Source organism: Bradyrhizobium guangzhouense (assembly GCF_004114955.1).
Taxonomy (GTDB): Bacteria; Pseudomonadota; Alphaproteobacteria; order Rhizobiales; family Xanthobacteraceae; genus Bradyrhizobium; species Bradyrhizobium guangzhouense.
Genome location: NZ_CP030053.1, coordinates 3,350,607 through 3,364,770, shown reverse-complemented (window position 1 = coordinate 3,364,770; position 14,164 = coordinate 3,350,607). Strand labels below are relative to the sequence as shown.

Sequence of the window (14,164 nt, the reverse complement as noted above, 5' to 3'; positions counted from 1 at the left end):
TCACTCCGCTGCGGTCAGCATCTGCCCGGAGGCAAGCCGCGAGCATTCCGCCATCACGGCGGACGCACGCGCGATTGGGTTGGTCAAGTAGAAGTCCTCGATGACGGCCTTGAACGGCGCCTTCTCGGACGAGCCGCCCTTCCCCGCCAGCTTCTTGATCTGGTCGGCGGAGCCGGCCTCGATCTGGTCGAGACGGATCAGATGCGGCACGGCCTTGAAGATCACCTGGCGCAGCGCGCTAAGGGAGTCATAGCCGAGCTTCTTGCCGAGCGCTTCGGAGAGCGCGCGGATGATCGCCCAGTCCTCGCGGGCTTCGCCCGGCGGGAATGCGGCACGGCCGGTCATCTGCACGCGGCCTTCGGTGTTGACGTAGATCGCGGACTTCTCGGTGTAGGCAGCCGCCGGCAGGATCACGTCGGCGCGGTGCGCGCCGCGGTCGCCATGGGTGCCGATGTAGACCACGAAGGTGCCGTCAGGTGCCTTGATCTCGTCCGCGCCGAGCAGGAACAGCAGGTCCAGCGTGCCGAAGGTCGTCATCTGCGCGGCGTTCAGGCCGCCCTGACCGGCAACAAAGCCGATGTCGAGCGCGCCGACCCGCGAAGCGGTCTCGTGCAGCACGCCGAAGCCGTTCCAGCCGTCCTTCACCGCGCCGACATCGAGCGCGAGCTTGGCGGCGGCCGCGAGAATGGCAGCGCCGTCGTGACGCGAGGTCGCGCCTGCGCCGACCAGGACGATGGGATTCTTGGCGTTCTTCAGCACATCCATGAAGGAGTGCTTGCCGGAGGCGAGCTCACCGAGCGTCTCGGTGCCCGCGCCGAGATGATCATAGTCGTAGGTGAGATCGGCCTTGGCGCCGATCACGCCGACCTTGAAGCCGCCGGCGCGCCAACGCTTGCGAATGCGGGCGTTGAACACGGCCGCTTCCTTCCGCGGATTGGCGCCAATGATGAGCAGCGCATCCGCCTGCTCCACGCCCGCGAGCGTCGGATTGAAAATATAGGAGCCGCGGCCGAGCGCGGGATCAAAGGCGTCGCCGCCCTGCACCGCCAGATTGGCCGAGCCGAACTTGGCGAGCAGATCCTTCGCCGCGAACATCTCTTCGACGCCGGCGAGGTCGCCGGCGATCGCACCGATGCGCTTGCCGTCGGTGCGCGCCGCTTTCGCAGCGATCGCGGCAAAAGCTTCCGGCCAGCTCGCCGCGCGCAGCTTGCCGGCCTCGCGGATATAGGGCCGGTCGAGGCGCTGGGTGCGCAGGCCGTCGACGATGTGGCGAGTCTTGTCGGAGATCCACTCCTCGTTCACGGCCTCGTTGATGCGCGGCAGCACGCGCATCACCTCGCGGCCGCGGGTGTCGACGCGGATCGCAGAGCCAACGCCGTCCATCACGTCGATCGACTGGGTCTTGCCGAGCTCCCACGGACGCGCCGCGAAAGCATAGGGCTTTGAGGTCAGCGCGCCCACGGGACAGATATCGACGAGGTTACCCTGAAGCTCCGAGGTCAGCGCATGCTGGAGATAGGTCGTGATCTCCATGTCCTCGCCGCGCCCCGTCGCGCCCATTTCAGGCGCGCCGGCGACTTCCGCCGAGAAGCGGACGCAGCGCGTGCACTGGATGCAGCGGTTCATCGAGGTCTTGACGAGCGCGCCGAGATATTTGTCCTCGACCGCGCGCTTGTTCTCGGCGAAGCGGCTGGTGTCGACACCGTAGCCCATCGCCTGATCCTGCAGGTCGCACTCGCCGCCCTGGTCGCAGATCGGGCAGTCCAGCGGATGGTTGATGAGAAGGAATTCCATCACGCCTTCGCGTGCCTTCTTCACCATCGGCGAACGCGTCGAGATTTCCGGCGGCTCGCCCTTCGGGCCCGGACGGCAGTCGCGCACGCCCCAGGCGCAGGATGCGACCGGCTTCGGGCCGCCCTTCACCTCGACCAGGCACATCCGGCAATTGCCGGCGATCGACAGGCGCTCGTGGTAGCAGAAGCGCGGAATCTCGGCGCCGGCCGCCTCGCACGCCTGAAGCAGCGTATAGTCGGCGGGAACATCGATCTCTTTGCCGTCGATGATGAGCTTGGTCATACGTCAGTCTTTCTCAGTGCGGCAGTTCGACGAGGTCGAGCCTTCGCTCGATCCGCTCAACACGTCCTTCGAGACGATCAAGCCGACGATTTACACCCGCCAGCCCTTCCTCAACCGCGGTCAACCGAACCTTAACGTCGAGCATTTCATCGACCACGCGATCAAGCTTCTCGTCGAAGCGACGCAGATATTGAAGCACAATGTTGTCGGGTTCGTTGGCCATCGCCCTACTCCGCCGCGACCATGTTCACGGGATCGCGGACGCCGATATCGTCGATGTCGGCCTTATGCGAATATTCGTCGATACGCGCTTCGATCTCATGACGGAAATGCGCGATCAGGCCCTGGATCGGCCACGCCGCTGCGTCGCCGAGCGCGCAGATGGTGTGGCCTTCGACCTGCTTGGTGACTTCCAGCAGCATGTCGATCTCGCGCTTGTGGGCGCGGCCTTCGGCCATGCGGGTGAGCACGCGCCACATCCACCCCGTGCCTTCGCGGCACGGCGTGCACTGGCCGCAGCTCTCATGCTTGTAGAAATAGGAAATGCGGGCGATCGAACGGATCAGATCGGTCGACTTGTCCATCACGATCACGGCCGCGGTGCCGAGGCCCGAGCGCAGCTTGCTCAGACTGTCGAAATCCATCGGCGTGTCGATGATCTGCTCGGCCGGCACCATGCGCACCGACGAGCCGCCGGGAATCACGGCCTTGAGGTTGTCCCAGCCGCCGCGGATGCCGCCGCAATGCTTGTCGATCAACTCACGGAACGGAATGCCCATGGCCTCTTCGACGTTGCAGGGCCGCTCGACATGGCCGGAGATGCAGAACAGCTTTGTGCCGACATTGTTCGGACGGCCGATGCCGGCGAACCAGGCGGCGCCACGGCGCAGGATGTCCGGAGCCACCGCGATGGACTCGACATTATTCACGGTGGTCGGGCAGCCGAACAGGCCGACATTGGCCGGGAACGGCGGCTTCAGGCGGGGCTGGCCCTTCTTGCCTTCGAGGCTTTCGAGCAGCGCTGTCTCCTCGCCGCAGATATAGGCGCCGGCGCCGTGCGCGACGTAGATGTCGAACGGCCAGCCGTTGACGTTGTCCTTGCCGACCAGCTTGGCGTCATAGGCCTGGTCGATCGCGGCCTGAAGGTGCTCGCGCTCGCGGATGAACTCGCCGCGGACATAGATATAGCAGGTGTGCGCGTTCATCGCGCAGCTGGCGATCAGGCAGCCCTCGATCAGGAGATGCGGATCGTGCCGCATGATCTCGCGATCCTTGCAGGTGCCGGGCTCCGACTCGTCGGCGTTGACGACGAGGTAACTCGGACGGCCGTCAGTCGATTCCTTCGGCATGAAGGACCATTTCAAACCGGTCGGGAAGCCGGCGCCGCCACGGCCGCGCAGGCCAGAGGCCTTCATCTCGTTGATGATCCAGTCGCGACCCTTGTCGATGATGTTCTTGGTACCATCCCAGGCGCCGCGGCGCCGCGCGCCCTCGAGCCCCCAATCATGGAGGCCGTAGAGGTTCTTGAAGATACGGTCCTTGTCCTCGAGCATGTCAGTGCTTTCCGATCAACGGTTGGCTTGCTTGTAGGCAAGCCCGGCGGCGCAGACGGCAAAGGTCAGCGCCCAGAGCAGACTGGTTTCCTGCGATTCATGTAGCGCGAAGCGCTGGAGCAGGAACATAAAGCCGGCCGCGATGGCGGCATGCATGGCGACGAAGCCCCATTTCTTCACGGCCCCGTTCCCTCCAATTGCAGGGAGAACACGCATCAGGTGCTCTCCTTCAGCGTGGTCGGACCGCCCATCGGTGCGGAGAACTGGCGGCCGTTCTGCGGACCGGGCTTGGGCGGATTGCCCGACGCAAAGCCGTCGAGCACCTTGCCGAAGCTTTCCGCGGTCAGGTCCTCATAGGTGTCCTTGCCGATCAGCACCATCGGCGCGTTCACGCAGGCGCCCAGGCACTCCACCTCTTCCCAGCTGAAATTGCCGTCCTTGGAAAGATGGAACGGATCGTGATGGATCCGGCTCTCGCAGACGTGGATGAGATCTTCGGCGCCGCGCAGACGGCACGGCGTGGTGCCGCAAACCTGGACGTGGGCCTTCTTGCCGACGGGTGCGAGCTGGAACATCGTGTAGAAGGTCGCGACTTCGAGCACGCGGATATAGGGCATGTCGAGCAGGTCGGCGACGGCGCGGATCGCAGCCTCCGACACCCAGCCATCATGCTGCTCCTGGACGCGCCAGAGGATGGCGATGACGGCCGAGGCCTGGCGTCCGGCCGGATATTTCGCGATCTGCTGCTTGGCGAACGCGAGGTTCTCCTCCGTGAACGCGAAGCTCGCGGGCTGGACTTCTTTCGGTGCTAATCGGCGAACGGACATATCTGATCTCTCACTGCATGCGGCGCGCGGTTTTGGCGTTCAGGGCATCGATCCTGTCCTGCCAGAACGCGCTTGCGGTGCCGAAAACGTTGTAGCCGACGTGGGTCGAGACCTTGATGCGGTCGAGGATCGACAGCTCGGTCACGGTTTCCAGCCGATTGGTGCGTGGATCGAGCACGATCAGCTTCATCGGGGTCTGTTCGAGGATGTAGCGCGACACCGCATGCGAGCGGTCGCTGCCGTGCTCCTCGCACATGATGACGCTGTCGGTCTGAAGCAGACGGGCGCCGCCCTTGATCGCCTCGATCTCGACGCCCTCGACGTCGAGCTTGATCAGGTACTTCCCTGATGCCGCGACCTTGCCGTCGTCGATGAGGTCGTCGAGCGCGAGGACAGGCACTTCTTCACCGCCAGCCGACGCGCTGCCGGCGATGCTGAAGGCTTCGTGCTTGGTGCCGGACAGACGCGCGGTGCCGCGGGCAGCACCGATCGCGCACTTCAAGGTCTCGAAGCGGCCACCGTTGATGCGCGCATTGTTGGCAAGCTTCGGATAGTTCTGCCCCGACGGCTCGATCGCGATCGACTTGTGCGCGCCGAACGGCTTGCTCGACACCAGCACCGACCAGTAGCCGTAATTGGCGCCGCAATCGAGCAGCGTGTAGTCGACGTCGATGGAATCGCGGAACAAGAGTTCCAGCTCATCCTCATAGCAATAGGAACGGTTGAGCAGCTTGCTCCAATAGCCGTCGCCGTAAGGAAATTCGAATACGGCGTCCGGGTTGAGCTTGATCGCGATGTTGCGCTCGGGCAGCGTTTTCCGCAGCAAATTCGCGCAGGCGATGTAGCCCATATGCGAGAAGTGCGACGAAATCTTCGATCCCGTCACCAGCGCCAAGGCAGCCGTCCGCTCCCACAGGTTGGCCCCTTCAAGGGCCCCCGAGGCACGGTCAAACTGGATTGGCGCCTGCGCCATCACCGATCGACCTCTCCGAACACGATGTCGAGCGAGCCGAGAATGGCCGAGACGTCGGCGAGCAGATGGCCGCGGCAGATGTGGTCCATCGCCTGCAGATGGGCAAAGCCCGGCGCGCGGATCTTGCACTTGTACGGCTTGTTGGTGCCGTCGGAGATCAGATACACGCCGAACTCGCCCTTGGGCGCCTCGACCGCGGCGTAGACCTCGCCTTCCGGCACGTGAACGCCTTCGGTGTAGAGCTTGAAGTGATGGATGAGCGCTTCCATCGAGCGCTTCATCTCGCCACGACGGGGCGGCGCGACCTTGTTGTCCTCGACGACGACGGGGCCCTTCCCGTCTGGCGCGTTCAGCTTCTGGATGCACTGCTTCATGATGCGCACGGACTGGCGCATCTCTTCCATGCGGATCAGGTAGCGGTCGTAGCAGTCGCCGTTCTTGCCGATCGGAATGTCGAAATCCATTTCGGCGTAGCATTCATAGGGCTGCGACTTGCGCAAATCCCAGGCCGCGCCCGAGCCACGCACCATCACGCCGGAGAACCCCCATTCCCAGGCTTCCTTCAGCGGCACCACGCCGATGTCGACGTTGCGCTGCTTGAAGATGCGGTTGGCGGTGAGCAGGCGGTCGAGGTCGTCGACCACCTTGAGGAACGGATCGCACCAGGCCTCGATGTCGTCGACCAGCTTCTTCGGCAAGTCCTGGTGCACGCCGCCGACGCGGAAGAAGGCTGCGTGCATACGGCTGCCCGAGGCCCGCTCGTAGAACACCATCAGCTTCTCGCGCTCTTCAAAGCCCCACAGCGGCGGGGTCAGCGCGCCGACGTCCATCGCCTGCGTGGTGACGTTGAGCAGGTGCGACAGGATGCGGCCGATCTCGCAATACAGCACGCGGATCAACTGGCCGCGGCGCGGCACCTCGATGCCGAGCAGCTTCTCGGCCGCGAGGCAGAAGGCGTGTTCCTGGTTCATCGGCGCGACGTAGTCGAGCCGGTCGAAATAGGGGATCGCCTGCAGATAGGTCTTCTGCTCGATCAGCTTTTCGGTGCCGCGGTGAAGCAGGCCGATATGCGGATCGACGCGGGCGACGACCTCACCATCAAGCTCCAGCACCAGACGCAGCACACCGTGCGCAGCCGGATGCTGCGGGCCGAAATTGATGGTGAAATTGCGAAGCTGTTCGGGTTGCTCGTTCATGATCAAGCCTTCGGCCCTGCTTTTTCATCGCCGGGCAGAACCGGATAGTCGGCTCCCTCCCACGGCGACAAAAAGTCGAACTTGCGGAATTCCTGGTTGAGCCGGACCGGCTCGTACACCACGCGCTTCTCCTGGTCGTCGTAGCGGACCTCGAGGAAGCCGGTCAGCGGGAAATCCTTGCGCAGCGGATGCCCCTCGAAACCGTAATCGGTGAGGATGCGGCGCATGTCGGGATGACCGACGAAGAACACGCCGTAGAGGTCGTAAGCCTCGCGCTCGAACCAGTCGGCGCCGGGGAACACCTCGATCAACGACGGCACCTGCGTGGTCTCGTCGGCCTGGGCCTTGAGGCGGATGCGGGTGTTCAGGGTCGGTGACAGGAAGTGATAGATCACGTCGAAGCGCTTTTCGCGCGACGGATAGTCGGCGGCCGTGATGTCGGTGAAGTTGACGAAACGGCAGTTCGGATCATCGCGGAGGTACTTGACCACCTCGACGATCTTGCTGGCCTCGACATCGACCGTGAGCTGGTTGAAGGCCACATGATGACCGGTGGCGGCGCCCGGAAGCGCGCTCACGATCGTCTGCCCCAGGGCGTCGAGCTTGGCGTCGTCCATGACGTAAAACCTTAGCGTTCGATGGTGCCGATGCGGCGGATCTTCTTCTGCAGCAGCAGCACGCCGTAGAGCAGCGCTTCCGCCGTGGGCGGGCAGCCCGGCACGTAGATGTCGATCGGCACGATGCGGTCGCAGCCGCGCACGACCGAGTAGGAATAGTGATAGTAGCCACCGCCATTGGCGCAGGAGCCCATCGAGATGACGTAGCGCGGCTCGGGCATCTGGTCGTAGACCTTGCGCAGCGCCGGCGCCATCTTGTTGGTCAGCGTGCCCGCGACGATCATCACGTCGGACTGGCGCGGCGAGGCACGCGGAGCGAAGCCGAAGCGCTCGACGTCATAACGCGGCATCGACACCTGCATCATCTCGACCGCGCAGCAGGCGAGACCGAAGGTCATCCACATCAGCGAGCCGGTACGCGCCCAGGTGATGAGGTCGTCTGTCGCAGCCGTGAAGAAGCCCTTGTCGGACAGCTCGGAATTGACCTCGAGGAAGAACGGGTCATTGGCCCCGACCGGCTTGCCGGTCGACGGATCCAGGATGCCCTTGGGGGCCGGCGCGATCGCCGGACCGGAGGACGTTGCAGGGTTCAATCCCATTCGAGTGCGCCTTTCTTCCATTCGTAGGCGAAGCCCACCGTCAGCACGGCGAGGAACACCAGCATGGACCAGAAGCCGGTCGCGCCAAGCTTGCCGAACGCCACCGCCCAGGGAAACAGGAACGCCACCTCGAGGTCGAAAATGATGAAGAGGATCGCGACCAGATAGAAGCGGACGTCGAACTTCATGCGGGCATCGTCGAAGGCGTTGAAACCGCACTCATACGCCGACAGCTTTTCCGGATCCGGCTGCTGGAACGCCACGATGAAGGGCGCGATCAGGAGCACCAGGCCGATGATGGCCGCTACCCCTATAAAGACGACGAGTGGAAGATAGTTCTGTAGAATGCCGCTCATTGACGAGCCCTTTTTCCCGCAGCCTCGGGACAGCCACGGATTCGTCCGATTTGGAATTATTCTGAGCCTTAGCGCAGTGCACCAATGGGCGCAAGACACGCTCTTTTCAGGCCCTTTGCTGCTCCCAGACCGGTGGAAATCCCGGAATCACCCCGCGGCTGGTATGGAGCAGATCGCCTGACGCGACAAGGGTGGGCACAGTTTTGCAGGGCAGCAGTTCTGAGATTGCGGCCGACTGGGCGCGCCCCGCTATTTGCCCGGGATCGTCCGTGAAAATGGCCGGGTTTTCTGGCTACGGCAGCGCACCCAAACCCCGGCGACGACCGCCACCGGCGCCCCGACTGTCACCCAGGCGACATACTGGCCCGCCGTTCCCCAGAGCAGCGCGGCCAACAGACCCGTGGTGGTCGCGGCGGCGAGCAATGCCGGTGCAGCAAAGACACGTATCCACAGGCGCGCGCGGCCCATCGAGCCATGCATCATGACGGGACCGGGGCTCGCCTGGCGAATGCGTCGGCATTGCCCGGCGCTCGCTTCCGCCGCCGGCCCAGCCAGAGATACAGGCCGCTGCCGATCACAACGATGCTGAGCCCGTCGAGCGCGGCCCAGATCAGCTTCAGCGGCATGCCGCCATAATCGCCGAAATGTAGCGGCTGCGAGATCAACAGCGCCTGGAGATAGAGCGGCAGCGCCCTGCTGGCGGCGACCTCCCCGGTTTCGCCATCGAGCAGCACCGGCTTGAGCAGCCGAGCCGTCAGGACCGTGTCCCCGCGCATGAAGGCGGCGAAATGGTGCGAGGACGTGAACGGCGTTCCCGGGAACGCGATGAAGGCGATCTCCATGCCCGGCGCGGCCTGCTTCGCGCGCGCCACGACATCGTCGAGCGAGGCGAGACGCACGGGCGGCGGCTTGCCGGCATAGGGCGCGACCATGCTGGCGAGCTCGGTTGCCTTCCATTGGTTCAGCATCAGCTCGGCCCAGGTGTTGACGACGCCGGTCAGGCCCACCACCAGCGCCCAGGCCACCGTCGCCACGCCGATCAGATTGTGCCAGTCGAGCCAGCGGACGCGACGCGAGGCATGATCGCGAATGGTGGCAAAGCGCAGGCGGCGGGTGAACGGCCAGTACAGCACCACGCCGGAGACGATCGCGACCGCAAACAGCAGGCCCATCGCGCCGAGGAACAGCTTTCCGGCTTGTCCCGCGAACATATCGGTGTGCAGCTTGAGCACGATCAGCATCGGCCCGACGCCGACCGGCCCGAGCGGTTTTGCCGAGACGGCATCGAAGGCACGCACCGTCGCATTGTCAGGCGCACCGTCAGGTGTGCTGTTGGTGAAAGCCATCACGATCCCGGGTTCGTCCTTGTCCCACGAGACATATTGCAGGACGCGGCCGGGATCGGCGGCGAGCGCGGCCTCGGCGACGATCTGGGGCATCGCGCGCGCCGCGCTCGCATGAGCTGCGGGCTGGGGGGCGTAGCCCAGAAGCTCGTCGATCTCGTGATGGAAGATCAGCGGCAGGCCGGTCAGGCAGAGCAACAGCAGGAATAGCGTCGAGACCAGGCTGGTCCAGGTGTGGACCACGGACCAGAGCCTGACCGTGCGCGCTCTCACGACCCCCTCCCCTCGCTCCGCATCACCATTTGTAGGAGACGCTGGCGGTGGCGCGGCGGCGGTCACCGTAGAAGCACGAAGAGGCCGACGCGCAGCTCGCGACGTAGATCTTGTCGGTCAGGTTGATCACGTTGAGCGCCATGCGCCAGTTCTGCCATTCGTAGTGAACGGCGAGATCGGCGAGCACGACGGCGGGAACTTCGAGCGTGTTGGCGGCATCGGCCCAGGACGAGCCCACGTAACGAACGCCACCGCCGAAACCAAACCCCTCCAGCGGTCCGTCCTTGAAGGTGTAGTCCGCCCAGCCCGAGATCAGCATCTCCGGCGTGTTGGTCGGCGTCTTGCCGATCAGCGACGGATCGAGATCCTTGCTGGTGAACAGATGGTAGGACGTGAAGGAGCCGATCAGCTTCAGCTCCTTGGTGGCATTGGCGACCGCTTCGAGCTCGATGCCGCGCGAGGTCACCTCGCCGGTCTGGTTCTGCAGCAGGACATTGGTGGGATCGGTCGTCGCCACGTTCTGCCGCTTCAGGTCGAACACCGAGACCGTGAAATAGCCGTCAAATCCCCTCGGCGCGACCTTCACACCGATCTCGGCCTGCTTGCCGGTCTCCGGCAGGAACAGCAGGTTCTGCGCGTTGAGGCCGATGATTGGATTGTAGCTCGTCGCATAGGAGACATAGGGCGCGATGCCGTTGTCGAAGGTGTAGATCAATCCGGCGCGCCCGCTGAACCTGCTGTCACTACGGCTGGCGACATCAGCGCCGCTGTCGCGCGCGTCCTGCGACGTCTCCACCCAGTCGTTGCGGCCGCTCAACACCAGCGTGAAGTTGCCAAGCTTCATCTGGTCCTGGACGTAGGTGCCGGCCTGCTTCTGCGTGATCAGGAAGTTGCGGAATGGTGCGCCCGTCAGCGGAATGTCGAGGCCATAGGCGGGATTGAAGACGTTGATGGACGGCACGGTGCCGAAATTGAACGCCTGATAGTCGTCGATCTGATAACCCTTCAGATCGACCCCGAACAGCATGGTGTGCCGCACCGGACCGGTGCCGAAGCGGTACTCCAGCTGGTTGTCGAGATTGGCCTGGTTGGCAGTGTTCTTCGCATACCAATTGTAGCGGCCCATCGTGGCCGTGTTGATGTTGTCCCAACCATTGCCGACGAAGCCGCGATAGGTCAGGTCGACATGCGCAAAGCGCGCATTCTGGCGGAAGGTCAAATCCTCGGTGAGGTTGTGCTCGAACTGATAGCCGAGCATCTCCTGCTCGCGCGTGAACTTGTCGACGCTGGGATCGCCGGCGAAGAAGCTGGTGGGGATCTTGCCGAACGGCGCGCTCGTCACCGTGCCTTGGTACGGCAGGAAGTTGATGCCGCGGGTGTCCTGCTTCGAGGCCGAGGCCAGCACAGTGAGAGTCGTGTCGGCATCCGGCTTCCAGGTGACTGATGGCGCGATGAAGTAGTTGTTGTCGGGCGTGAAGTTGACCTGCGTGTCGCCGTTCTGGACCTGGCCGACCACGCGGTAGAGCAACTGGCCGTTGCCAGGCTGCGTTGCGACGGGACCGCCGACATCGAAGCCGACATAGGCATTGCCGAAATTGTTCACGCCGGTCTCGATATAGCGGACCGGCTCGGTCGGCGGCATCTTGCTGATGACGTTGACAATGCCGCTCGGGCTCGATCCACCATAGAGCACGGCCGACGGACCGCGCAGCACCTCGACGCGCTCCATGTTGGAGGGTTGCAGCTTCCAGCTCGCATAGGACGTGTAGAACAGCTGTAGGCCGTCGAGGAACAGCCCGATGTCGTCTGACTTGAAGCCGCGGATCAGCCACCAGTCGTTGCGGGTGTCGGCGCCGAACGTGCCGGCGCGCACACCCGCGGTATAGCGCAGCACTTCGTCGAGCTTGTTCGGCTTCTGGTCACGGATCTGATCGGCACCGATCACCGACACCGCCTGCGGCGTCTGCATGATCGGCGTGTTGGTCTTGGTGCCGGATGAACTTCGGCGCGCGACATAGCCCTGCACCGGACCGCGCGGGCTCTCGACGACTCCGACATTGCGTTGCGGCTGAGGCTTCCGGCTGTTGGCCGTTTCCACCTGGCTCTGCGTGCGGCGCGGCGCGCGAACCGCAGCGCGGCGGCGCTGCTCAGGCGCGGCCACGTTCACCGGCGGCAGGCTCTGCGCACCAGATGATGCCGATGATTGTGCAAGCGATGCCTGCGGCATCAAAACCCAAGCGGATGCGGTCGCCAACACGGCTGACCGCAGCATTCCAAGACTGTTCAACGCGCCACCCCGATCTACAACTGCTCGTCATGCCGCCTGTCCGAGGACAGCATGCGTTGCGGTGACGCTTAGGGGAGCGCGCGCAGTTCCCCTAATTGAAAGCCTCTTAGAGCTTCTCTTAGAAGCGATCCAACATGTCTGGAGATTGCGCAGAGATCAGCGCGAAATCTTTTCGGCCTCGAGCATCGCTTCCGCCGTCGCGGTGAGACGATCGATCTGCGCGAGCAGCGCCTCGAGCTCGTCCGTGCTCAATTGCTCGAGCAGCATCCGGTTGCGCTCCTGCGCGCCTTCGACGATTACATCATGCGCGGCGAGGCCTGCTGGTGTCAGCGACACCAGCACCTCGCGGCTATCCCTGGGATTTGCCGACTTCTCGATCAGCTTGCGTGCGACGAGCTCGGCCAGTGCACGGCTGATCTGGCCCTTGTCCTGGCCGACGGCTTCGGCGAGCCGCGCCACGCTCATCGGCGGCCGCCGGCCGAGCGAGGCGACCAGTCCGAACTCGACCGACGACAACCCGGCGAGACGCTTGTAGCGCAGGATGGCGCCGCGCTTGAGCAGATTGGCCAGCACCATCAGCCGCGATGACAGCATCACGGTGATCGGGGCCGGCGAATGATTGTCGTCCGTATCGGACGATGCACGCCCGTCCCTGCTCGATGTCTGGCTCATGGCCCACCTCTGCCAAGAAAGCCAGGACGTGCCAAGTGGTCGTACAACGTTGGTAGCGCAACCTCCCCAACCTGTCCCGAACGCGACCAAGAAGCGCCATGAAGATCGTTGACATTGTCATCGAATTATTTTTCACTGCGTCAACGCTTCGAAACGACCCGGCCTATTCATGGCCCGTGGCGGGAGGAACCAGCATGACGATGACCCAGCGGGATCGCGATCTCGGCACGGCGTATGCGATGAAGCCGGCGCATACGCGCACCGAGCTCACCTCGGTCGTGCGCGGCACGCCGATGGGCGAATTGCTCCGCCGCTACTGGCATCCGGTCGGGCTCACCGGCGACGCCACCGACACGCCGAAGAAAGTGCGCGCGCTCGGCGAAGACTTGGTCCTGTTCCGCGACAAGCACGGCCGCGTCGGGCTGCTTCACGCCCGCTGCTGCCATCGCGGCACCACGCTCTACTACGGAAAGGTCGAGGAGGACGGCATCCGCTGCTGCTATCACGGCTGGAAGTTCGACACCGAGGGCCATTGCATGGAGCAGCCCTGCGAGCCCGATGGCGGCCAGTTCAAGGACAAGGTGCGCCAGCCCTGGTACCCCCTCGAGGAGCGTTACGGCCTGATCTTCGCCTATATGGGCCCGGCGGAAAAACGCCCGGTGCTGCCGCGCTATGAGTGCCTCGAAAACATGGACGACGGCGAGTTCGTCGAGGCCGACGATTCCTCGATCGGCGGAGGCGGACCAGCGGTCATTCCCTGCAACTGGCTGCAGCATTTCGAGAACGTGGTCGATCCCTATCACGTGCCGGTGCTGCACGGCTCGTTCTCGGGGCCGCAATTCACCAACATGATGGCCTCGATGCCGGAGGTGACGTTCGACAAGACGCCGCGCGGCATCGCCGTGCGCTCGATCCGCAAGCAGGACGACGGCCGTGTGTTTTACCGTGTCACCGAAGCCGCTCTTCCAACCTTGCGCGTCGTGCCAAATCCGCGCGTCGCACAGTTTGCCCGCGTCGAGTCGATCGGCTGGACGCTGCCGATCGACGACACCTCGTTCCGCATCTATGTTGCCGGCCGCGTCAAGGCAGCAGGCGACATCGGCCGCATGCGCTCGAAGTTCAACGGCAAACTCTGGTGGGACATGACGGAAGAAGAGCACCAGAGATTCCCGGGCGACTACGAAGCCCAGGTCGGCCAGGGGCCCGTGACCGTTCATTCCGAGGAGCATTTCGGCCAGAGCGACCGCGGCATCCTGATGATCCGGCGCATGTTGGGCGAGCAGCTCGAAGCGATCGAAGCAGGTCGTGACCCGATCGGCGTTTCGTTCGACGCCAGCGCGCCGCAAGTTGCGTTCGAAGCGGGGAATTACATCCGCGAAGGCTAGACGGCCC

At 64.1% G+C, this 14,164-nt stretch carries 15 protein-coding genes; 1 reads left to right on the top strand and 14 read right to left on the bottom strand.

Translation table 11 applies throughout. The annotated features are described in order from the left end of the window. From nuoG to XH91_RS16275, 14 genes are all read right to left on the bottom strand, one after another. Entirely contained in the window at positions 1-2,076 is a 2,076-nt protein-coding gene (gene nuoG, locus XH91_RS16340; protein WP_128951518.1) for an NADH-quinone oxidoreductase subunit NuoG, read from the bottom strand. Between the two features lie 13 nt (positions 2,077-2,089). Continuing rightward, a complete protein-coding gene (locus tag XH91_RS16335) occupies positions 2,090-2,299 on the bottom strand; it encodes a hypothetical protein (protein WP_128951517.1) in 210 nt (69 codons plus the stop codon). Positions 2,300-2,303: 4 nt separating this feature from the next. Further along, positions 2,304-3,629 carry an NADH-quinone oxidoreductase subunit NuoF gene (nuoF, locus tag XH91_RS16330; protein WP_128951516.1) on the bottom strand — a complete coding sequence of 442 codons (1,326 nt, stop codon included), beginning with the start codon at positions 3,627-3,629 and terminating at the stop codon, positions 2,304-2,306. A gap of 15 nt (positions 3,630-3,644) precedes the next feature. After that, on the bottom strand, positions 3,645-3,845 hold the full coding sequence (locus XH91_RS16325) for a hypothetical protein (RefSeq protein WP_128951515.1): 201 nt from the start codon (positions 3,843-3,845) through the stop codon (positions 3,645-3,647). Further along, on the bottom strand, positions 3,845-4,456 hold the full coding sequence (nuoE, locus tag XH91_RS16320) for an NADH-quinone oxidoreductase subunit NuoE (protein WP_128951514.1): 612 nt from the start codon (positions 4,454-4,456) through the stop codon (positions 3,845-3,847). Before nuoE ends, XH91_RS16325 begins: the two co-directional genes overlap by 1 nt. Before the next feature lie 10 nt (positions 4,457-4,466). Beyond that, entirely contained in the window at positions 4,467-5,429 is a 963-nt protein-coding gene (locus XH91_RS16315; protein ID WP_164934099.1) for an FkbM family methyltransferase, read from the bottom strand. Beyond that, a complete protein-coding gene (locus tag XH91_RS16310; protein ID WP_128951512.1) occupies positions 5,429-6,625 on the bottom strand; it encodes an NADH-quinone oxidoreductase subunit D in 1,197 nt (398 codons plus the stop codon). Before XH91_RS16310 ends, XH91_RS16315 begins: the two co-directional genes overlap by 1 nt. 2 nt (positions 6,626-6,627) lie before the next feature. After that, positions 6,628-7,242, bottom strand: coding sequence for an NADH-quinone oxidoreductase subunit C (locus XH91_RS16305; protein WP_128951511.1), 615 nt, complete (start codon positions 7,240-7,242; stop codon positions 6,628-6,630). Positions 7,243-7,253: 11 nt separating this feature from the next. Further along, complete coding sequence (locus XH91_RS16300; protein ID WP_164934100.1) at positions 7,254-7,841, bottom strand: NuoB/complex I 20 kDa subunit family protein; 588 nt, start codon at positions 7,839-7,841, stop codon at positions 7,254-7,256. Then, positions 7,832-8,197 carry an NADH-quinone oxidoreductase subunit A gene (locus tag XH91_RS16295; RefSeq protein ID WP_092290902.1) on the bottom strand — a complete coding sequence of 122 codons (366 nt, stop codon included), beginning with the start codon at positions 8,195-8,197 and terminating at the stop codon, positions 7,832-7,834. Before XH91_RS16295 ends, XH91_RS16300 begins: the two co-directional genes overlap by 10 nt. Positions 8,198-8,446: 249 nt before the next feature. Continuing rightward, positions 8,447-8,680 carry a hypothetical protein gene (locus tag XH91_RS16290; protein ID WP_128951509.1) on the bottom strand — a complete coding sequence of 78 codons (234 nt, stop codon included), beginning with the start codon at positions 8,678-8,680 and terminating at the stop codon, positions 8,447-8,449. Further along, positions 8,677-9,813, bottom strand: coding sequence for a PepSY-associated TM helix domain-containing protein (locus tag XH91_RS16285; protein WP_128951508.1), 1,137 nt, complete (start codon positions 9,811-9,813; stop codon positions 8,677-8,679). The genes XH91_RS16290 and XH91_RS16285 overlap by 4 nt, the downstream gene beginning before the upstream one ends. 22 nt (positions 9,814-9,835) lie before the next feature. After that, entirely contained in the window at positions 9,836-12,085 is a 2,250-nt protein-coding gene (locus XH91_RS16280) for a TonB-dependent siderophore receptor (protein ID WP_128951507.1), read from the bottom strand. A 171-nt stretch (positions 12,086-12,256) separates the two neighbouring features. Continuing rightward, a complete protein-coding gene (locus XH91_RS16275; RefSeq protein ID WP_128951506.1) occupies positions 12,257-12,772 on the bottom strand; it encodes a MarR family winged helix-turn-helix transcriptional regulator in 516 nt (171 codons plus the stop codon). Between the two features lie 194 nt (positions 12,773-12,966). Here XH91_RS16275 and XH91_RS16270 point away from each other — a divergent pair, with 194 nt between their 5' ends. After that, the gene (locus tag XH91_RS16270; protein WP_128951505.1) at positions 12,967-14,157 is read left to right on the top strand and encodes an aromatic ring-hydroxylating dioxygenase subunit alpha; all 1,191 of its coding nucleotides are present in this window, start codon (positions 12,967-12,969) and stop codon (positions 14,155-14,157) included. Positions 14,158-14,164: the final 7 nt, after the last annotated feature.